The organism is Nonomuraea sp. WAC 01424 (assembly GCF_003947315.1).
In the GTDB taxonomy this organism is placed as follows: Bacteria; Actinomycetota; Actinomycetes; order Streptosporangiales; family Streptosporangiaceae; genus Nonomuraea; species Nonomuraea spiralis.
Map to the genome: position 1 here is coordinate 130,796 of NZ_QHHZ01000011.1, position 20,060 is coordinate 150,855.

Annotated in this window: 17 protein-coding genes and 2 pseudogenes; 13 read left to right on the top strand and 6 right to left on the bottom strand. The window is 72.3% G+C overall.

Going from position 1 to position 20,060, the window contains the following annotated elements:
- Positions 1 to 3 precede the first annotated feature (3 nt).
- A complete protein-coding gene (locus DMB42_RS29090) occupies positions 4 to 1,425 on the bottom strand; it encodes a glycosyltransferase family 39 protein (protein ID WP_185844920.1) in 1,422 nt (473 codons plus the stop codon).
- A gap of 273 nt (positions 1,426 to 1,698) precedes the next feature.
- Between DMB42_RS29090 and mppP the strand changes: the two genes are divergently transcribed.
- The 7 genes from mppP to DMB42_RS29125 all read left to right on the top strand — a co-directional run bounded on the left by mppP (position 1,699) and on the right by DMB42_RS29125 (position 9,313).
- Positions 1,699 to 2,823, top strand: a complete 1,125-nt coding sequence (gene mppP, locus DMB42_RS29095) for an enduracididine biosynthesis enzyme MppP (RefSeq protein ID WP_125638389.1) — start codon at positions 1,699 to 1,701, stop codon at positions 2,821 to 2,823.
- Positions 2,820 to 4,079: a PLP-dependent aminotransferase family protein gene (locus DMB42_RS29100; protein ID WP_125638391.1), complete on the top strand. Its 1,260-nt coding sequence runs from the start codon at positions 2,820 to 2,822 to the stop codon at positions 4,077 to 4,079. Before mppP ends, DMB42_RS29100 begins: the two co-directional genes overlap by 4 nt.
- The gene (gene mppR / locus DMB42_RS29105; RefSeq protein ID WP_125638393.1) at positions 4,076 to 4,957 is read left to right on the top strand and encodes an enduracididine biosynthesis enzyme MppR; all 882 of its coding nucleotides are present in this window, start codon (positions 4,076 to 4,078) and stop codon (positions 4,955 to 4,957) included. Before DMB42_RS29100 ends, mppR begins: the two co-directional genes overlap by 4 nt.
- 112 nt (positions 4,958 to 5,069) lie before the next feature.
- Positions 5,070 to 5,519 (top strand): helix-turn-helix domain-containing protein, encoded by a 450-nt coding sequence (locus DMB42_RS29110; RefSeq protein ID WP_125638395.1) that lies wholly within the window; start codon positions 5,070 to 5,072, stop codon positions 5,517 to 5,519.
- Between the two features lie 121 nt (positions 5,520 to 5,640).
- Positions 5,641 to 6,234 (top strand): hypothetical protein, encoded by a 594-nt coding sequence (locus tag DMB42_RS29115; protein WP_125638397.1) that lies wholly within the window; start codon positions 5,641 to 5,643, stop codon positions 6,232 to 6,234.
- Positions 6,234 to 6,980, top strand: a complete 747-nt coding sequence (locus DMB42_RS29120; protein WP_125638399.1) for a hypothetical protein — start codon at positions 6,234 to 6,236, stop codon at positions 6,978 to 6,980. The genes DMB42_RS29115 and DMB42_RS29120 overlap by 1 nt, the downstream gene beginning before the upstream one ends.
- A complete protein-coding gene (locus tag DMB42_RS29125) occupies positions 6,977 to 9,313 on the top strand; it encodes a lanthionine synthetase LanC family protein (protein ID WP_125638401.1) in 2,337 nt (778 codons plus the stop codon). The genes DMB42_RS29120 and DMB42_RS29125 overlap by 4 nt, the downstream gene beginning before the upstream one ends.
- 23 nt (positions 9,314 to 9,336) lie before the next feature.
- Here the strand turns inward: DMB42_RS29125 and DMB42_RS29130 are convergent, their stop codons facing one another.
- Positions 9,337 to 10,509, bottom strand: coding sequence for a cytochrome P450 (locus tag DMB42_RS29130; RefSeq protein ID WP_125638403.1), 1,173 nt, complete (start codon positions 10,507 to 10,509; stop codon positions 9,337 to 9,339).
- A 389-nt stretch (positions 10,510 to 10,898) separates the two neighbouring features.
- Here DMB42_RS29130 and DMB42_RS29135 point away from each other — a divergent pair, with 389 nt between their 5' ends.
- A complete protein-coding gene (locus DMB42_RS29135) occupies positions 10,899 to 12,428 on the top strand; it encodes an alpha-L-arabinofuranosidase B (RefSeq protein WP_125638405.1) in 1,530 nt (509 codons plus the stop codon).
- On the opposite strand, the gene DMB42_RS55230 is transcribed toward DMB42_RS29135, so the two are convergent.
- Together DMB42_RS55230 and DMB42_RS56405 are read right to left on the bottom strand one after the other, a co-directional pair.
- Positions 12,425 to 12,616 (bottom strand): hypothetical protein, encoded by a 192-nt coding sequence (locus DMB42_RS55230; RefSeq protein ID WP_260478013.1) that lies wholly within the window; start codon positions 12,614 to 12,616, stop codon positions 12,425 to 12,427. The two genes, DMB42_RS29135 and DMB42_RS55230, sit on opposite strands and share 4 nt — an antisense overlap.
- A 42-nt stretch (positions 12,617 to 12,658) precedes the next feature.
- A pseudogene (locus tag DMB42_RS56405) lies at positions 12,659 to 13,009 on the bottom strand (ATP-binding cassette domain-containing protein); the annotation flags it as partial.
- Between the two features lie 39 nt (positions 13,010 to 13,048).
- Between DMB42_RS56405 and DMB42_RS29145 the strand changes: the two are divergent.
- Both DMB42_RS29145 and DMB42_RS29150 read left to right on the top strand, forming a co-directional pair.
- Entirely contained in the window at positions 13,049 to 13,267 is a 219-nt protein-coding gene (locus tag DMB42_RS29145) for a hypothetical protein (protein WP_125638409.1), read from the top strand.
- Between the two features lie 44 nt (positions 13,268 to 13,311).
- A complete protein-coding gene (locus DMB42_RS29150; RefSeq protein WP_125638411.1) occupies positions 13,312 to 13,530 on the top strand; it encodes a hypothetical protein in 219 nt (72 codons plus the stop codon).
- A gap of 89 nt (positions 13,531 to 13,619) precedes the next feature.
- On the opposite strand, the gene DMB42_RS29155 is transcribed toward DMB42_RS29150, so the two are convergent.
- A complete protein-coding gene (locus tag DMB42_RS29155) occupies positions 13,620 to 14,120 on the bottom strand; it encodes a hypothetical protein (protein WP_125638413.1) in 501 nt (166 codons plus the stop codon).
- A gap of 528 nt (positions 14,121 to 14,648) precedes the next feature.
- Here DMB42_RS29155 and DMB42_RS29160 point away from each other — a divergent pair.
- Positions 14,649 to 14,987, top strand: a complete 339-nt coding sequence (locus DMB42_RS29160; protein ID WP_125638415.1) for a hypothetical protein — start codon at positions 14,649 to 14,651, stop codon at positions 14,985 to 14,987.
- 1,428 nt (positions 14,988 to 16,415) lie between these two features.
- Here DMB42_RS29160 and DMB42_RS29170 read toward each other — a convergent pair.
- On the bottom strand, positions 16,416 to 17,333 hold the full coding sequence (locus DMB42_RS29170; RefSeq protein WP_221762400.1) for a sulfotransferase domain-containing protein: 918 nt from the start codon (positions 17,331 to 17,333) through the stop codon (positions 16,416 to 16,418).
- Between the two features lie 426 nt (positions 17,334 to 17,759).
- On the opposite strand from DMB42_RS29170, the pseudogene DMB42_RS29175 reads away from it, so the two are divergent.
- Positions 17,760 to 18,429, top strand: a pseudogene (locus DMB42_RS29175) (pyridine nucleotide-disulfide oxidoreductase); the annotation flags it as partial.
- A gap of 370 nt (positions 18,430 to 18,799) precedes the next feature.
- Positions 18,800 to 20,047, top strand: coding sequence for a M28 family metallopeptidase (locus DMB42_RS29185; protein ID WP_125638423.1), 1,248 nt, complete (start codon positions 18,800 to 18,802; stop codon positions 20,045 to 20,047).
- Positions 20,048 to 20,060: the final 13 nt, after the last annotated feature.

The window sequence follows — 20,060 nt, forward strand, 5'->3', positions numbered from 1 at the left end:
GGCTCAGAAGGTGCCCGTCCACCGCAACCGCTGCCACGTCCGCTCCCACGGCAGGCGCGGCCCCCGGCACACCAGCAGCTCCTTGCCCTCCTCGAAGTGCGGGACGTCGAAGGTGAGCCGCCCGCGCGCCTCGCACTGTCCGAACAGCGCCGAGAACGACGCCCGGTCCACCCCGACCGCGACGACCACGTCCACGTCGTCGGCCGGACGCCCGAAGTCGGCGTAGGAGTTCTGGGCGCTGTAGGTCCTGGGCAGTCCGTACGCGCCGCCGTACCGGGCCAGGGCCCCGGCCTCGCCGTAGTTCTGGGCGTACACGACGGCCCGCCGCCGTTCGTCCGCCGGCAGCGCGCGGTGGACGGCGGACACCTGCGCGGCCAGGTCCGGCCAGCCGGTCTCCCCGAACTGCTCCTCGCCGAGCACGGCCAGCACCGGGTTCCCGGCGTACGTCGCGATGGGCAGGACCGGCAGCACCATGAGCGCCGCGAGCACCCCGTTGAGCACCGCCGCCACCCCCAGCCACAGGCGGCGGCCGAGCGTCGCAGCCCGCACGCACCCGGCCGCCACCAGCACGGTCAGCAGCCCCTCGGTGTAGCGGGGCTCGGCCCCGAGCAGCATCAGCAGCGGCGCCACGACGAGGTACGCCGCCGCCACCAGCCGGTACGGCCGCCACTCGGCCCGCCGGAGCAGGGCCACCAGCCCGATCAGCCAGACCGGCGTGAGGAAGGGCCCGATCATGAGCACCTGACCCACCAGGAAGTTGACGGCGCCCGCCGGCCCGGCCGACATCTCACCGGCCATCGTGAACTGCGGCCAGCCGTGCGCGGCCTGCCAGACGAGCCCGGGCGAGGCGATCAGCAGCGCGACCCCGACGCCGCCCAGGAGCCACCCACTGCGCAGCACGCGCCGCGGCCCGGCGACGAGCAGCCCCGCCGCGAGGGCCACGATCAGCAGCACGACCAGGTACTTGGCCAGCAGCCCCACGCCGACGACCGCGCCCACGGCGAGCCACAGCCGCTCGTCGCCGGTCCGCAGGACGCGGATCACCAGCCAGCACGCCGTGATCCACACCAGGTGGTCGACGGCGGTCGGGTGCAGCACGTGCCCGGCGGCGAGCGTGGCCAGCGTGGCGGCGCAGACGCACGCGGTCAGCACCTGGAGCCGGCGTCCGGCGCCGAGTTCGCCTGCGATGAGCCCGGTGACCAGCACCGACACGGCGGTCAGCAGCGCCGGCACGACCCGGATCGCGGTCAGCGAGTCGCCGAACAGCACGATCTGCAGCCGGGCCAGCAGGGGGACGAGCAGCGGCTGGTCGACGTACCCCCACGCGAGGTGCTCGCCGGCGACCCGGAAATAGAGCTCGTCGACGTAGTAGCCGGGGCCGCCGGCGAACGCCAGAAAAACCACGACGACGGCGACGGTGACCACGGAAAGGCCGATGACGGCCCTTTCCTGAGATGTTTCCGCCCGTGGCGGAGCAATAGCTGCGACGGTGTCCACGAAAACCCCTTCCAGCGTTTGTGGAGGTGTAACCGCTGGTCGCAGCCTCCCATCGAGTCGATGAAGACACAACGGAATTGACTCGTCCGGAAAACACACAGCTCGTCGGCGGAGTCCTTCGCCATGCATTGACGGAAACGAATTGCGCGACTTATTTTGCGTCCGGGTATCCCACTCCAAAACGCACGTGAGGTGAATGTGATGCAGGAACTCCAGGCGATCAATCTCACCGAATTCGAATGTCTGGCGCTGAACAGCCCGCTGAACCTCGCCGACGGGCACGCCCGGCAGGCGCTCACCGCGAGCCAGGCGCGGATCATCGACGACCTGCCCAACCTGTTCGCCAAGGCCGCCGCGCGGGCTCCCGAGGAGGTGGAGCTCGACGCCTGCCGCGCGTACCTGGGCCTGCTCGGCCAGCACAGCCACCCGGTCGGCGAGAGCCGCGTGTTCGCCTGCTACTCCTCCTCGGTGGCCATGGAGATCTTCGCCAGGGCCCTGGCCCAGAAGGGCGACGCGGTCGCGCTGATCCACCCGACGTTCGACAACATCCCCGACATCCTGCGCGGCGTGGGCCTGAACCTGCTGCCCCTGGAGGAGGACGTCCTGCACGGCGGCGACCTGCCCCGCGCCCTGCTCGACGCGGTGAGCTGCGTCTTCGTCACCACGCCCAACAACCCCACCGGCCGCGTCGTGACGGAGGAACGGCTGCGCGCCCTGGCCGCCCAGTGCGCCGAGCACGACGTCGTCCTGACGCTGGACACCTCCTTCCGCGGCTTCGACACCCGGGCCCACTTCGACCACTACCGGGTGCTGGAGGACAGCGGCTGCCGCTGGGTCGTCATCGAGGACACCGGCAAGTTGTGGCCCACGCTGGAGCTGAAGATCGGCTGGCTGGTGACCTCGGCCGAGCCGGGCCTGCCGGTCGCCAAGGTCTACTCCGACATCCTGCTCGGCGCCTCGCCGCTCGTACTGGCGCTGGTGCAGCGCTTCGCCGAGGACGCCGCCGACGGCGGCCTGCCCGACCTGCACCGCTTCATCGCCGGCAACCGCGCGCTGGTGCGGCGCTCGCTCACCGGCCTGCCGGACGTCGACTTCCCCGACCCCGGCAGCCGGGCCAGCGTCGAACGGGTCCGACTCGCGCGGCGTTCGTCGCTGGAGGTGTGGTCGGCGCTGCGCGAGCACAACGTGTACATGTTGCCCTGCCAGAAGTTCCACTGGGCGAACCCGTCCGAGGGCGACCACATGCTCCGCGTGGCGCTCGCCCGGCCGGCCGCCTCGCTCGACGAGGCGACCCGGGCCCTCCGCCTCGTCCTGTCCTCCCGATGAACCCCACCCCCGCCCTGTCCCCGGCGCGGGGGCGGGCCGGGCCCGGGTCGCACGCGCTGCGGTGGGAGCCGGGCGTCGTGCAGTCGGTGGCGCCGCCCGGCACGACCGACCTCGGCCCCGGCTACCTCGGCCCCGGCCTGCTGCCCGTGGACCTGCTGGCGGAGGCGTACACCGAGGCCATGAGCGTCTACGGCGCGGCCGCCCTGGCCTACGGCGACGACCGCGGCGCCCTCCCCCTGCGCACGGCACTCGCCTCCCGCCCCGACGCAACAGACGGGCCGGACGGTGTGGTGGTCACCGCGGGCACCTCGCAGGCGCTTCACCTGCTCGCCACCGCCCTGGCCCGCCCGGGGGACGCGGTGCTCGTCGAGGAGTCCTGCTACGACCTGGGCAGGCTCATCCTCACCGACTGCGGCCTGCGGCCGTACGGGGTGCCCGGCGACGCCTCGGGCATGGACCCGCGCGCCCTCGACGCCGCCCTGGCCCGCACCCGCCCGGCCTTCGTCTACCTCAACCCCACCTTCCACAACCCGACCGGCCGCGTCATGCCCCTGGCCCGCCGCCGCGAGCTGCTGGCCGTCGCCCGCCGCCACGCGACGACCGCCGTCGAGGACGACGCCTACGCCGACCTGCGCCTCGACGGCGACACCGGGCCCCCCGCCCTGGCCGCCCTGGACGGGCACCGGGGGGTGATCAGGCTGGGCACGTTCTCCAAGTCGCTGGCCCCCGGGCTGCGGCTGGGCTGGCTGACGGCCGAGCCCGCCGTGGCCGACCGGCTGGCCGCCCACGGCGTGTTCCAGAGCGGCGGCTGCCCGAACCACACCACCTCGCTCGCCGTGAGCACCCTGCTGGAGCGGGGCCGCTACGACCAGCACCTGACCTGGCTGCGCGAACGGCTGCGCGAACGGCGCGACGCGCTGGTGGACGCCCTGGCGGCGCGGCTGGACGACGGTTTCGTCCTCGACCGGCCGGCCGGCGGCCTGTTCGTGTGGGTGCGCGCCGACCGCCGCGAAGCCGCCCTGGTCGCCGCGGCCCGGCGCGCGGGCGTCCTGGTCGCCGCCGGGTCCCGCTTCACCCCCGGCCCCGTCCCCGGTTCGGCGGCTCGCGGTGGCGGGGTGGCGGGCGCCGTGCGGCTCGCGTACGGCCTCAACGAGCCGGACGAGCTGGCCGCGGCCGCGGAACGACTGGCGGCGGCCTGGAACCCGATCCCCCGCGAGACCCCGATCCCTCCTGCCCCCGAAGGACCCACCACATGACCGCCCCCACCGACACCCCCACCGACACCCCCACCGACACCCCCACCGACACCCCCAACGACACCCCCACCGACACCGCCCCCGCCCGTACCGCGCCCCCGCACGGCTACACGCTCCCTCTCTCGCCCTCGGGGCGTTCGGCGATGGTCACGCCGCCGCCCTGGCACTTCTCCGGCGACGTCGTCATGGCCGACTACCGCGTGGACCCCGAGGCCGCCGCCCGCTTCCTGCCTCCGGAGCTGACCCTCGGCCCCGACCCGGGAGCCGCCGCCGCGGTCTTCGCCGAGTGGCAGTGGTGCTCCGACGACGGCGCCGAACTGGCCGACCCCGCCCGCTGCCGGTTCGCCGAGTTCCTGATCCTGCTCGCCTGCGAGTACCGCGGCCGCCCCCTGGCCCGCTGCCCGTACGCCTGGGTGGACGAGCCGGTGCCCCTGGTACGTGGCTGGATCCAGGGCATGCCCAAGCAGTTCGGCCAGGTGCACCAGATCAGGCCGGCCCAGGTCGGGAAGGCGGGGCCCAGGCTCGCCCCCGGAGGCCGCTTCGACGCCGCGCTGTCGGCGGGCGGCAGGCGGGTCGCCGAGGCGGCCGTGACCGTCGAGGGCCGCGTCGACGGGCCGCCGTTCCTGCACACCGTCCCGCTCGTGCACACGCGGTTGTTCCCGGCCTGGTTACCGGGGGAGGAGCCGGTGACGCGGCTGGTGACCTCGGAGGTGAGCGACGTGGAGTTCTCCGAGATCTGGACGGGACGGGCCGAGCTGCGCTTCCCCGACCTGCCGGACGCCGACCTCGCCGGACTGGCGCCGGTCGAGGTGGGACGGGGGTACGTGTTCTCGTACGCGGAGACGCTGCACCACGGCCGGGAACTGGAGCCCGCATAACTGTCGTTAACGGAACGCCATTCGGTCGTCAACTGAAGTTAATTCCTCTGGTATGCTGGCGGCAGCATCCCCTTCTCCCCCCAGCCGCCTCCGTCCATCCGGCAGAGGAAGTATGCCCGACACCCCACCCGAGGGACGCCGCACGCTGGCGTCGAAGCTGGACCACCTGTTCCGCACGGTCCATCCGCGAGAGGGCGGCGAATACAGTTTCGAGGACGTCGCCGACGCGCTGCGGGCGGCGGGCGGGCCCACCATCTCGGGCACGTACATCTGGCAGCTCCGCAAGGGGCTGCGCGACAACCCCACCAAGCGCCACCTCGAAGCGCTCGCGGGATTCTTCGGCGTCCCGCCCGCCTACTTCTTCGACGACGAGGCGGCCGAGCGCATCGACGCCGAGTTGTCGCTGCTCGCCGCCATGCGCGATGCCTCCGTACGCGGCATCGCGCTGCGCGCGGCCGGCCTCTCGCCCAAGTCCCTGACCGCGATCAGGGAGATGATCGAGCGCGTACGCGAGCTCGAAGGGCTGCCCAACGCGGCCGAGGGTGACGCCGCCGAAGGGTGACCCCAGCGGGACCTTTGGCGGCGTACCGGGCAAACCATGACCGAATGGCAGTTGTCCTGTCCTGGTTTGTACTCGAATACTCGGTTTCAGGGAGAGGGGGACCGAGATGTTCACCTGTCAGATGCTTGCTGCCACCTTCATGCCGGTCAGCGGCGCGGATCTCCCTCCGCGCGCCCAGGAGTGCGACGACCCGTTCTGCCCGGACGGCACCTGCCCGCAGAACACCTGCCCCGGGAACACCTGCCCGGAGGGCACCTGCCCCGACGGTACGCAGTGCGAGGACTTCACCTGCCCTTCGGGGACCTGCGCCGACTCCGGCTGCCACGACGCCAGCTTCTGCGAGGGCGACACCTGCGGCGGCCTGCTGACCTGCCCGGGGACGACCTGCCCCGGCGGCGACTCGTGCGAGTCCGCCACCTGCGGCGGCGGCCCGTCCTGCGACATGGCGAGCTGCCACGGCGACAGCTGCGGGAACACCGACTGCATCGGCGTCACCGACCCCGGTCCGGGCTGCGTTGCGGGCGGCACGTGCGCCGACACCGGGGAGTGCCTCAACACCAACGGGTGTGACGACACGTTCCTGTGCGCCGACACCGCCAAGTGCGTCAACACCGAGCCGATCTTCGTGACCTCGGAGGGCGACAGCCTGACCTGCGACGTGAACCTCCGAGCGCTGCACGAGCGCATCGACGCCCTGCTCGCGGCGCCCTCCTGATGGACGCCCGACCGCTCGGCCACGTCTCGCGGGACGTGCTCCTGACCGCGGCGGCCATCGCGCCCGGCGGCGACAGCGAGGCCACGGCCGGATACCTGTACCACGCCAACTGGCTCCCGGTGACGCCCGCCTGGCTCGCCCGCTTCCCCGACGAGGACGCCGTGACCCGGTACGTCGTCGGCGAACGCGCCGCGCGCGTCCTGGACAGCCGCTGGCTGCGCTCCCAGGACGCGAGCTGGAACCACTGGCGGGCGGTCCGCCGCGGCCGGCTCGCCGGGCCGTACAAGGTGTACGTCAGCGTGCTGCCGGGGGCGCTGCCCGCGGCGTTCGAACGCTGCGTGCATGTGCTGGCCGACCACCGCGCGCACAGCTTCAAGCTGGCCCGGCACCCGCGCGGCCTGCCGCGCCCAGACCGCTTCGTGATCTACTGCGCGACCCGCGAGGAGACCCGGGAGCTGGCGGCGGCGCTGGCCGGGGCGCTGGCCGGGCAGCCGGCCCAGGGCGTGCCGTTCACGCACGCCCCGCGTCACCCCGCGGTGTCGTGGGCCTGCGACCCGCCGCCCGACGCGGCCGGCTACGGGCCGAGCTGGCGCAAGTGGGTGACCCGCAAGCTGGCCGCCCACCTGCACGCCTCCGACGCGCCCGACGCCGGGGGAAGGGTCGAGTACGCCTGCCTCCGGCTGCGCGAGGACGGCGTGGACACCGGCACCTGGTCGCCGGGGCCCGGCCTGTGGAGCCTCGGATGACCGATGAGCTGTTCGCGCTGCCGCCCGAGGTCATGTTGTTCCCGGCGGACCGGCTCGCCTCGACCGTGCAGGCCAAACTGGACATCAGGGCCGGTCAGCACTGCCTCACCAAACCCTCGGGCCGCCAGACCACGATGCTGGTGAGCGCCGAGACCGCGGCGCTGGTGGAGCTGTTCCGGCAGCCGATGTCCCTGACCGAGGCGGTCGTGACCTTCGGCGTACGGCACCGGGCCGACCCGCACCTCGTCCTCGACGACGCCTTCCCGGTCGTCCGCGAGCTGATCGGCGCGGGGTTCCTCGTCCCGGCGGCCGGCGTGGGCGGCGCGTCCGGCGACGTGCCCGACCGGGTGGGGGACTACGCCGTCCGGCGGCTCGTCCAGCGGCTCCCCGACCTCACGGTCGTGCGGGCGCACGCCCCGGACGGGACCGAGGTCGCGATCAAGCTGCCCTCCGACCCGTTCGACGAGAACAGCCGCTCGGCGCTCCGGCACGAGGCCGCGGTCCTCAGGCTCGCCCAGGGTTGCCGCGTCCCGGCGCTGGCCGGTGACGACACCGGGGAGGAACGGCCGTTCCTGGCGCTCGGCTGGGTCGAGGGCGCGAGCGTGACCGAGCACGCCGCGCGTGTCCGCCGGCCGTGGGACCCGTCCTGGCCCGCGGCGGCGCTCGCCCTGGCCGGCGCGATCCTCGACGCCTACGCCGGGCTGCACGCGCGCGGCATCGTGCACGCCGACGTGCACCCGAGGAACGTCCTGGTGTCCGCCGCCGGGGACGTGACGCTCATCGACCTCGGCCTGGCCCGCGTGCCCGGCGACCCCGGGTTGTCGCAGGGGCGGCGCGGCGGCGTCCTGCCCTACTGCGAGCCGGAGTGGGCCGTTGCGCGGCGGCGCCGTATGGCCGCGCCGCCCGCGACGTTCGCGGGGGAGCAGTACGCGGTCGGCGCCCTGCTCTACCAGGTCTTCACCGGCCACCACTACGTGGAGGCCACGGCGGGCGCGGGCGCCCTGCTCGCGCGGATCGCCGAGGACGACCCGGCGCCCTTCAGCACGCACGGCGTCCCGGCCTGGCCGGCCGTGGAGGGCGTCCTGGCCCGGATGCTGGCCAAACGGCCGCAGGACCGGTTCCCGTCGATGGCCGCCGCCGGCTCGGCGCTCAAGGACGCGGGCGGTCCCCGCCGGTCAGCCGCTTCTCCGGGCGCCGGCCTGCTGCGGGAGACCACCGAACGGCTCGGCCGTCCCGGCGGCCCGGTGGACACGGGCCTGACGGCCGCGCCACGGGTGTCGGTGAACTACGGCGCGGCCGGGATCGCGTACTTCTTCTACCGGCTGGCCGCGATCAGCGGGGAGCCGCGGCACCTGGACACCGCGCGGCGGTGGCTGGCCTGGGCCGCCAGGCAGGCCGGCGACCGGCACGCCTTCCACGCCGCCGAGCTCGGCATCCTGCCCGACAAGGTGGGCCGCGTGTCGATCTACCACTCGCCGGCGGGCACCGCGTGCGTCGACGCGCTCGTGGCCAACGCGATGGGCGACCGGCGGCGGGCCGTGCACGCGGTCGGGGCCTTCGTCACCGCCTCGCTGCTGCCGTGCCACACCCTCGACCTGACCCTCGGCCGCGCGGGCACCGTGCTCGGCGCGGCGATGCTCGCCGAGGCGCTCCAGGGGACCGGCGTACCGGACCGTTGCGGGCTGGCCGGTCTGGCCGACCAGACGCTCGCCTCCATCCTGCGCCGGTTGCCCCCGTCGGTGACGGACGACGCCGGGCTCCGCTACCGCGGCGTCGCCCACGGCTGGGCGGGCATCCTGTACGCCGCCCTGCGCTGGTACGCGGCGACCGGGACCCAGGTCCCCGACGTGGTCCGCGACCGCCTCGACGAGCTGGCCGCGCTCGGCCGCACCCGCGACGGCCGCACCACCTGGCAGGGCCCCCACGACATCCCCATGACCGGCTGGTGCCACGGCCCCTCCGGATACGTGCACCTCTGGGCCACGGCCGCGGCCGTGGGGGGCGAGGACGCGTACGCCGGGCACGCGCTGCGGGCCGCCCGCGCCTGTGCCCCGGCACACGTACGGATCCCGACCCTGTGCTGCGGGCTGGCCGGGCAGGCGTACGCCATGCTGGCCGCCCACCGGTTGTCGGGCGAGCCGTGCTGGCTGGCCGCCGCCCACAGGCTGGCCGGCGCGGCGACCCGCGAGGCGGGCGGCGGCGACAGCCTGCCGAACAGCCTCTGGAAGGGCGACCTCGGCGTGGCGCTGCTGATCGGCGACCTCGACCGCCCGGACCTGGCCTGCATGCCGCTGTTCGGCCACGAGGGCTGGCCCGGCGGCGGCCGCCCGTAGCCGCCCGTAGCCGGGCGGGCCCGTCAGTGGCCGCGTCTGGGCGTGCCCGAGATGATCAGCTCCTTGAAGCCGGTGAGGAAGGTCGATCGCACCCGGACCGGTTCGGCGGCCACCGCGACGTCGGCGAACGTCGCGAAGAGCGTGGCGAAGAACAGCCGCAGGGTCAGCCGGGCCAGGTGGGATCCGGCGCAGTGGTAGGGCTCGTCGCCGAAGGCGAGGTGGCGGTTGGGCGTACGTTCCGGGTCGAAGGCGTCCGGGTCGGGAAAGGCGGCGGCGTCGCGGTTCGCCGAGCCGATCCAGGCGACCACCGGCTCGCCCGCCGGGACGTCGACGCCCGACAACCGCACCGGCCGGGTCGTGTGCCGCATGAAGTGGCTGCCGGGCGAAGCCCAGCGCAGCGCCTCCTCGACTCCGGTGCGCAGCAGGTCGGGCCGGTCGGCCCAGGCGCGGTAGGAGCCGGCGCGGGCCAGCTCGTACACCGTCGAGCTCGCCGCGTCCGGCAGGGTCACGCTCGCGCCGAGCAGCAGGTCGCGGCAGCCGGCGACGGCCGTTTCCGGGTCCATCCGGCCGCCGGCGTCGGACACCATCAGGCTTACCAGGTCCACGCCCGGCGTGCGGGCGCGCTCCCGTACCAGGGGGAGGAAGTAGGCGGACAACTCGCGGTGGGCCCGGCGCGGCGTCCCTGGCGCGGCGTCGCCGATCCGGTGGCCGGGGTCGTCCTCGGCGCCGGCCGCCATGGCCAGGCCGGACAGGTACGGCCAGTCGGCGCGGGGCAGCCCCAGCAGCGGCCCGGCCAGCGCCAGCGGCAACCCCCGGACGGCCGCCGCCAGGTCGAACGACTGCTCGTCCAGCCCGGGGGCCAGCGCGGCGGTGATCGCCGCGATCAGGGACGGCTCGTAGCTCCCGGCCGGACGCATGCCCATGACCTTCCGCAGCGCCGCGCGCGTCCGGTCGGGCCCGGTCGGGCCGGTGGCGGCGGGCCCCGGTCCGGCGGCCGGGTTGCCGTGGCCGGGCGAGGTTCCCCGCTCGCCGGTGAAGGACGGGTGGTCGCGCAGGACGCGGTCCACGTCCGCGTACCTGGTGACCGACCAGAAGCCCCGCTCGTGGCGGTGCACCGGGTCGTGCTCGCGCCACCACCGCCAGGCCGCGTACTGACCGCCCGCCTCGAACAGGCCGGGGTCGGCGAGGTCACGCATGGTTCGGGGGAGCCGGCGAGCCGGCCGGCCCGAGGTCGTCCCGCGACGTGCCAGTGGTCATCACAGCTCCGTGTCGAGGTGGGGTCGCCGATCGGACACAGTCTCGTCGGCCCGTGTTGAGTTCTCGTTGAGAAGACGTTGACCACCCCGGGTCGCGGGGAAAAGCTTGACGCGCCCGGTGTCGTCGTTCCATAGTGGGCCGGTCAACTCCATTTGATCTCCCGGAGGCTTTCAGCGGAAATTATGTTAGCGATAACACGGTAACTCTCCTCTCGTGTGGTCGCAGGTCAGCGGGCACAAGCGATCGACGCCCTTTTGTTCGCCGATGGCCCATGTCCGCATTTCCCTGGCGATTCACGGCGCCCCCCAAGAAAGGCAGAGGTCCATTCATGATCGCCCGGTCCGGATTACGTCGTCTCCATAAAGCGGGCGCGGCCGTCGTGCTCGTCGCCGGTCTGCTGGCCGCCGGTCACGCGCCCGCGCGGGCCGCCGCCCAGCAGTCGTGCGACCTCTACGCCGCCGGCGGCACCCCCTGCGTGGCGGCCCACAGCACGACCCGCGCCCTGTACGCCGCCTACAACGGCCCGCTCTACCAGGTCCGCCGCACCTCCGACAACGCCACCCGCGACATCGGCCTCCTGAGCGCGGGCGGTTACGCCGACGCCGCCGCCCAGGACTCGTTCTGCGCCGGCGTGACGTGCCTCATCACGGTCGTCTACGACCAGTCCGGCCGGGGCAACCACCTCACCCAGGCGCCCCCGGGCGGGTACGACAACCTCGCCCTCGCCACCGCGGCGCCCACCCTGGTCAACGGCCACAAGGCGTACGGCGTCCGCGTGACCCCCGGCACCGGCTACCGCGACAACACCACCAACGGCGTCGCCAAGGGCGACCAGCCCGAAGGCATGTACGCCGTCTTCGACGGCACCCACCACAACGGCGGCTGCTGCTTCGACTACGGCAACGCCGAGACCAACAGCCGCGACAACGGCAACGGCACGATGGAGGCCGTCTACTTCGGCGACATCAAGGTCTGGGGCTACGGCACCGGCAACGGCCCCTGGGTCATGGCCGACCTGGAGAACGGCCTGTTCTCCGGCGTGAACCCGGGCTACAACGCGGGCGACTCCAGCGTCAGCCACCGCTACCTGACCGTCGTCGTCAAGGGCGAGCCGAACCACTGGGCGATCCGGGCCGGGAACGCGCAGTCGGGCGCCCTGTCCACCTACTACGACGGCCCCCGCCCCAACGCCCCCGGCTACAACCCCATGAAGAAGGAGGGCGCGATCATCCTCGGCATCGGCGGCGACAACAGCAACGGCTCCGCGGGCACCTTCTACGAAGGCGTCATGACCTCCGGCTACCCGTCGAACGCCACCGAGAACGCCGTACAGGCGAACATCGTCGCGGCCGGTTACGCGACGACGGGCGGCGGCCCCGCCGACGGGACGCTCACCCCCGGCGCGTCGGTCTCACTGCGCGCGACTACGGCCTGCTGCACCACCCGCTACCTGCGCCACCAGAACGACCAGGTCGTCACGTCGGTGATCGGCTCGGGCAGCTCGTCGCTGGACAGGAGCGACGCCACGTGGATCGTCCGCAACGGCCTGGCCGCCTCCTCGTGCGTGTCGTTCGAGTCGAGGAACTACCCGGGCGACTACCTGCGGCACCAGAACTACCAGCGCCACCGGCAGCACAACGACGGCGGCACGCTGTTCGCCGCGGACGCCACCTTCTGCCCGCAGCCGGGCAGGAGCGGCCAGGGCACCTCGTTCGCCTCCGCGAACTTCCCCGACTGGTTCCTGCGCCACTACGACAACACCGTCCACCTCGCCGCGAACGGCGGCTCGCACGTCTTCGACAGCGCCACCTCCTGGGCCGCCGACGTGAGCTGGGCCGTCGGCCTCCCCTGGGGCTAGTTCTGCCAGCCATCCCCGACTTGCGCGACCTGCGACGTCACTGGTGCTGTGTCCGGCTCGGCGCCTGCGGGCCAGTGAACGAAGGCGCGGAAGGCGGGGCTGGTGTCGATCAGGTCGTCGTAGCTGCCGGTGGCGGTGATCCGGCCCTCGGCCAGGACCAGGATCCGGTGGGCGGTGGGTTCGTCCATGAGTAGCAGTCGGGGGCGGGGCAGCACCGCGCGGGCGATGGCCACGCGCTGGCGTTCGCCGCCGGACAGCAGAACGCCGTGCTCGCCGACCGGTGTGTCCAGACCGCCGGGGAGCCGGTCGAGGGTGGAGCGAAGACCGGCCAGGTCGATGACGCGGGCGATGTCGTTGTCGTCGGCGTCGGGGGCGGCGTAGACGATGTTGTCGCGCAGGGTGCCGTGGAGCAGCGGACAGTCCTGTTCGACCAGGCCGATGCGGGCGCGGCAGGCGTACCGGCCGATTTGGTCGGCGGGGATGCCGTCGAACAGGATGATGCCCTGGTCGGGGTCGTGGAAGCGGCCGGCCAGAGAGAAGATGGTGGACTTGCCCGCGCCGGAAGCGCCGACCAGGGCGATGTGACCGCGCTGCGGGACGGCCTGGACCGGTTGTAGCCGATGAACGCGTTGCTGAGCGAGCTCGGCAAGAAGATCGCCGAACGGTGGTTGTCACTGCTGGTGCTGCCCGCTGCTCTGTTCCTGGCCGTCGGGCTCGCCGCTCGCACACTGGGCCACGCCCACGCCCTGAACCTCGACTGGCTCACCGCCGAGATCGGCGCGCGGCCCTGGCCCGCGCCGCCACCCTGGGCGGCTGGGCGCTGCTCTACCTCCCCCTGACGATCTGGTGGTGGCCCGCCCTGTCCACGGCGACGGTTCTGGCCATGGTGTCCAAGCACCGCGTCAGAAGCGCCGCCGACGCCTACGCGACCCTCGTCGAAGCCAGTGTCCGCCTGCACGTCGCGGGCCTGGCCGACCACCTGGGCATCGACCACTCTGGCCGGCCCACCACCGACCTCGGCGCGACGGTCACCCGCCTCCTCACCAGCAGCCGGCCCACCGCCACCCCCCACCGTGACGGTGCCGCCGCCCTGATCGGGTAAGCAACAGTTCTTGAGTTGAGGGCGCTGGCTCCTCCTCACTGTGCACGCTTGCTGCCTGCGCCCCCCGGCCAGCCACAAGCCTCGCAGCCTCAGAGCTCGTTCTGCATCCAGTACTCGATGGTGTGCTTGCGCCCCTTGAGGCTGAAGACCGGCCTGTAGTTCGTGCCCTTCTTGGCCTTGATCTTCAGGTAGTGCTTCCGGCCGTTGCCGCAGGAGAACCAGCTCGAATGCCCCGCCGGCCAGTCCACGTCACCGGTGATGACCCGTCGCAGATCGGCCGCGATCTTGGTTTTGTCGCCGCCGTCCCAGCAGCGGAAGACAACCTGCAGCGTCTTGGACTTGGACTTGTACTTCCGGCTGACCGACCAGAACTTGGTAGGGGTGTGGGAGTCGTGGCCAATGGTGATCCAGCGGCCCAGGGCCTGGGCCGGCGCCCGCAGACCGACCGCGGCGGCCGCGTCCACGGAATGGGCGCCCACTGTTGCTTGGGCCGCGCTCGCGGGCGCCGGGAAGGCTACGAGACCCAACGTAAGTGCTGCCGCACAGGCCAGGCCGGTTAGCGGGACCTTGATCGCGTGGGTGATACGCATAGCTGCTCTCCTCAGTGGATCGAAGTTGTAACGCGTCGAACGTCACACCGAGTCTGAGACCCGCCAGGTTGAGGATTCGTTGAAGGCTTGTTGATCGGGTAGACGGCGTCCCCTTCCCGAGCGTGGCCCCAACCGTCAAGTAGACCGATCTCGGCGGCACCTGGCCCCGGCGCCGCCTCACCACCCTCGCCGCAGCAGCCCGCGCCGACAGGCTCGCCGAGACCCTTGTGCACCACCGCTACCCGCCGGGGAGGCGGCGCAGGTCATGCCGACCAGCCTCGGGAACGTCCTCAAGGCCACCGAGAGCTACCCCGCCTGCGCTACGGCGTCGACACCGTCCTTGGTGGGCCGTGGGCGGAGCGGCCACCATTCGGCCCGGCGGTGGCCGACCACTTGCCGGCGATCAGCGAGGCGGTGGCCTGGCCCTACTCCAGCGACCCGGCCATATCAAGATCAGGCCGAGTTCGAGCGACTACGTGTTCACCGCCACCGGATGAGATCATCCAATCCATGGGCGCCATTGGATCCATGAGTGATCGCGATCTGCAGACGATCAAGGAATGCCTGCACGCCGCCGTCGACGGCCCGTTCTTCCCCGACTGGGAGTTCCAGACCCTCATGGGCTTCAGCCGCGAAGAAGTATCCGCGATCGCCCAGGCATGGCCGCACACCGATGACCCTGGCGAGCAAGACGATGCTGTCAACAACGTGCTGAACATGCTGCTCGGCTACCCTCACGGGCAATGGAGCAGCTGGCCCGAATACTCCTCCGCCACCCCTCAAGACATCGCCCGGCTCCTGGCTCGCTGGCGAGGCGACGACGGATTCGACAGCACTCCCGAAGGCACCTTCGACCGGCTGCGCTAGCCACAGGAACGCCCCAGAACCTTCTGGTTCGGGGCGCTCGACAGCCGACGTGCCGGGGCCCGGTCGTCAGCTGTCGGTCTGGCCGCCTCCATGGCGCCCAGCCGCCGCACGAACAGGGCGCAGATCCATCGAGTTCTGACCTGCGGTGATATGCCAAGAACTCAGATGACCACGGGAGCTGAAGCTCCAGGTTCTGCCAGGTCCGTGCGTGTAGCGAGGTAGGCGTAGCAAGGAGCTGGCTACCGAGGCCGGCAGGTCAGCGGCGAGGGTGAGCAGCGCGGGGTTGCGGACCGGTTGAGCGGGCAGCCTCGCCGCACGAAGCTTGCGCGACAAGGTGGCCGCACTCGCAGCAGCGCCGAGCGGCCTCACCCAAGGGTCCTGGCCAAGGTCACCCGCGGGCGGCGCGCGGCCGGTCGCCAGCCGGCGGCCAAGGCGGGTATCCCGCGTCTGGAGCGCGCGTATGTGATCGCGGAGCTCCGCCCGCACGACCGGCGGCGCCTCATCTCCCTCTAGGGGGCGGGCGGGGCTTCTTCGTGTTCCTCTGATCGCTACGCGCGCCGCCAGCGCGCCAGCTCACCGCCTTTCGGACTGCACCTCATCAACGTGCCCGCGTTCGTCCGGCCGAGCGCCCGCCCTGGGGCGCAGAACGCCCCAGGGCGGACGCCGCCCCTGATGGACGGCTGGGCCGCCTTGTGGGTCTTCTTAGGGATGGGGCGTGGAGCGTGCGTACGTGCAACCATGCGTGGCGTCTTCGCCTTCGGCGACGGGGTGGACTTAGGGGTCGCTGTGGTGCTCGCCAAGGTGGCAGGGGTCACTGTGCGCGTGGGCGTGCTGGTCGGCGTCGGCGTAGCCATGGTGGCTCCGCAGCCTGCCGTGAGCGCGAGGGTGACAGCGGCTACGAGGAGACGAGAGCGCATCAATGGCCCTTCAGGGGAGTACTGACAGGCGGCGGCCCACAGGATGAGACGCCAGCATGTGACTATTGGTTGCCCTCTCGTTGCTACGCGTTGATGCTCTGGGTGCAAGGAGCCTGCCCCGCAATGGAGGGCGGCTCGTTCGCAGCTCGTCGTCGGACCTGCCTTCATCCAGCGTGGGCGGCCGTTCTGGTGGCGGAACCTGAGACGGAACTGGGCGACACCTGATCGGAGATTGCGCAGATTTCTCCGGCCGTGGTGAGTGATAGTGGCGGGGTGGGCGGCGAGAAGCACCAGGAGCAGGAGGCTGGGTCCGAGCGGATGCGGGCCGGGGTGCGGGCCCGGGTTGCGCGTCTGGCCCGACGCGCTGCCACACTGCCCCGATCGCCGAATCCGGCGTCGGTTGAGGCGCAGACCCCTGATGTTGGTCCCGAGCGCGGATCGGCAGTTATGGGCGGCGGGCGGCGCTGACGATCAGCTTTGGGTAGTGCGGGTATACCGCCGGACGGTGATCTCAGTCGATCGGCTCGCGATGCACCCACTCGACGAGATCGTCGGACGCGAGCGCCCGCACGCGCGCGGCGTACCGGGCGAGGTCGGCGTCGTCGAGGAGGTCGCGCCACTGGCCGCTCGTGCCGCGGCTGAAGAACGCGGCGGGATCGATCCAGTGCTCCGGACCGCCGGCGGGGACGGTCGTGTCGGCCCTGCTGCGCATCGACTCGAACGTCGCCGCCTGGGCCAGGCGGGGCCATCGGTGCTCGTCGACGTCGATGCCGAGGCGGGTGGCCATCTGCCGCATCTGCCCCTCCAGGTCGGCCTTTAGGTCGTCGTAGTGCACGTACACGACGTCGAGATCGTCGGCGGCGTCCCGGAACGTCTGCAGGTGCTCTACAGTGCGCCGCAGCGACGACCCGACCTGCGTCGATGGCGTCTCGTCGTCGACCCACTGCCAGAAGCGGTCCCGCTCGCCGTCGGGGCGCGGCCGCGGTGGCCGCAATGGTCCGAGCTCGATACCGTCGATCGCGGCCGCCCGTTTGCGTTGGCGGAGGAACGCGCCGATGTCGGTGTTATCGATATGGTGGTCGATCGACAGCCCCACGTCGCGCGGGTCCCGCCCGACGCAGATGTACGTGACCGTCGGATCGTTGGGTATCCCGTCGAGCGGCGTGTGGGTCTTGATGAACCGGCGGTGCGTCTGGGCTTCCAGGTCCGCGAACACGTCTGTGCGGGCGCGAGTCACCATGTCGATCCACGGCGAGAGCGTGTCCAACGGGAGCGGAAGCTCCGGTTCCTGCAGTATGAGCAGGGCGCAGATCATCTGCGTCCACGTCGTCCCGCACTTTGGCGGGGTGCTGATGATGATGTCGCCGGGGCGGAGCTCGAAGCCGTCCCAGCGGTTGCTGTCGTACATACTCGTCTCGTAGCGGCGCACGGCCGTCATCCTTGCAGCGGATCCGATCCCGTGAGGCCCAGATGATTCACCCCACGACATCCTGCCGAGGGCTCAAGACTGAGGTTCCGAAGGGCGTCGCGCAACAGTACGTAGCGCAGCACCCGCCCATGATGTCCGATCTCGAACCCTCCGCGAGGGCATCATGAAGGCCAGAGGATGAGCGCCGAACGGCGGCTACGCGCGTCTACGTTGGACGCCAATCACGCTAGGTAATCACGTTGCCGCCACCGGGCAGCTCGGTATGGCCGCTCCCGGACAGATCCGGCTGGCCGTCGTGAGCCCAGGTCAGCGATCCATTGCCGCCTGCCGTCGGGGTGCGGTCAGAACTGGCAAACATCAACTTCGCTGAAGCTCGGGGTGGGTCGCCACTCACGAACAAGTGCGGTCGGTAGTTGCAAGCAAAACCACCTGGCCGTGGACGGCAGCGCCGGCACCTGGCACACCCGGATCGTCGTCAGCGCCACGGGCACTTGGTGGCGTCCCTACGTGCCGCACTGCCCCGGCATCGGAGACTTCCGCGGTGAGCAGTTGCACACCGCCGGCTACCGCGGCCCCGAGCCCTTCCACGGCCGCCGGGTGCTGGTCGTGGGCGGCGGCAACTCCGCTGCGCCCGCCCCGGCTGCTGCCCGACGAGATCGACGGCCGCGCCCTGTTCGACCTGGCCACCCGTCGCCACCAGGCAGCCCTGGCCGGGCAGGACGCCGAGGGCGTCGGCGACTTGGGCGACATCGTCGCCGTCGCGCCCGTGCGCGAGGCCCGCGACCGGGGTGTGCTCAAGGCCGAGCCCATGTTCTCCCGCATCACTCCTGACGGCGTGGCGTGGGCCGACGGCAGCACGGCGGCGTGCGACGTGATCGTGTGGTGCACGGGCTTCCGTCCCGCCCTGGCTCACCTGGCCCCGCTACGGCTGCGCGGCCCCGGCGGCGTGATCGCCACCGACGGCACCCGCGCCCTGGCCGAACCGCGCCTGCACCTGCTCGGCTACGGCGACTGGACCGGCCCCGCCTCGGCCGGCCTCATCTGCGCCGGTCGCACGGCCCGGCAACTGGCCGCGGAGATCACCGCCCAGCTCTAAGCGCAGGCGCCGGCATCACCAACTCCCTTGCTTTGACTGCCGTCTATCTTGACGGGCGTCTAAACAACATGAGATCGTGACTCCTGATTCGACATACGTCTAAGTGTTGACGGTCTCGACCTCACACCTGGTCTCGGCCTCACACCCACAGAAGGGAAACCACCATGACCGCGAACCAGACCAGCGGCGGCTTCATCGGCGACCTGGCAGAGGCATTCACACCGCCCGCCGCAGGAGGTTGCTGTGGAGCTCCTGCCGCCACCTCCGCCTCCCCGGCCGGTGAGACGGCCCAGCAGGTAGAGGTAGCCGCCACCGCCTGTTGCGGAAGTACGGCCGCCGCGCAGGAGGCCGCCCAGGTCGGCTGCTGCGGATGACCTCCACCATGCCGGACATCCCTCAGGCGCCCGGCCTGGCCGCCGTCGTGGAGCGGGTGTCGGCGGTGCGGATGCTGGCCACGGTGCACGAGCTGGCCCGCGACCACTACGCCGGGCGGCGCGTGGGCACGCCCGGAGGCCGCGCCGCCGCCGCATGGCTCGCCGAGCGGCTGCGCGAGCTGGGCGCCGAGGTCGAACTCGACTCCTTCCCCGTCGCCGACGTGCGGGAGCTGTATGCCACCCCGGTGCTCGAATGGAACGCAGGCGGCCAAGCGCTGCGCCTGGAGCACCGCCGGGACTTCGTCGAGCACCTCGCCACCGCCGAGTCGCCGGACCCGCACATCGCGCCGCTGGCCGCCGCCTCCGAGGCCGACCTGCACGGCCGATGGGTGCTGGCCCGGGCCGGAGACTGGGCGCAGGCGTGCGAACGAGCCGAGGCCCACGGCGCAGCCGGAGTACTGACCGCGCGCGGCACCGACCCCGAGGGATGGATGCCCAAGATGATCGCCGGACCGGCCACCCGCACCGTCCCGATCATCGCTCTGCGCACCGACCTGCACGCCCGCCTGGCCGACGCGCTGGCCGCCGGCAAGGTGCAGGTGACCGGGTCGATGCCGCTCCGGCAGATCTCCACGGACGGCCACAACGTCCACGCCCGCTTGCCCGCCTTCTCCCACGCCGGGGGCGCGAGGACCGGGCCGCGGGTACTGCTGACCGCGCACTACGACGGCGTCGGCGATGACCCCGACCAGCGCATGCCCGCAGCCGCCGACAACGCCTCCGGAGTGGCCGCCGTCCTGGAGGCCGCCCGTGTCCTGACGGTTGCTCCGGCCATCCGGGCCGAGCTGTCGGTGGCCTTCCTGGACGCCGAGGAGACCGGGGCATGGGGATCGGCCCACCACGCGCCCGCCCTGCCGTCCGACACGCTGGTGATCAACCTCGACGGTGCCGCGCAACTGCACCAGGCCGCCTCAGTCGAGGCCGGCGGCCCCGCCCATACCCTGCTGGCCACCCTGGACCAGGCCGCCCGCCTGGTCGGCGTGCCGCTGCGGGCCGGCGCGATGGCGTCTGACAACCGCCGCTACGCCGCCGCCGGCCTGGCCGCGATCGGCATCGGCATGGGCATGCCCGGCTACCAGACCCCCGCCGAAACCCCCGACCGCGTCCAGCCGGACACCCTCGTGGCGGCGGCGCGGCTGCTGGTCGCCGCCGTGGGGATGCTGGCTGCCCAGACCTCGGTCTGAGCACCTCACGATG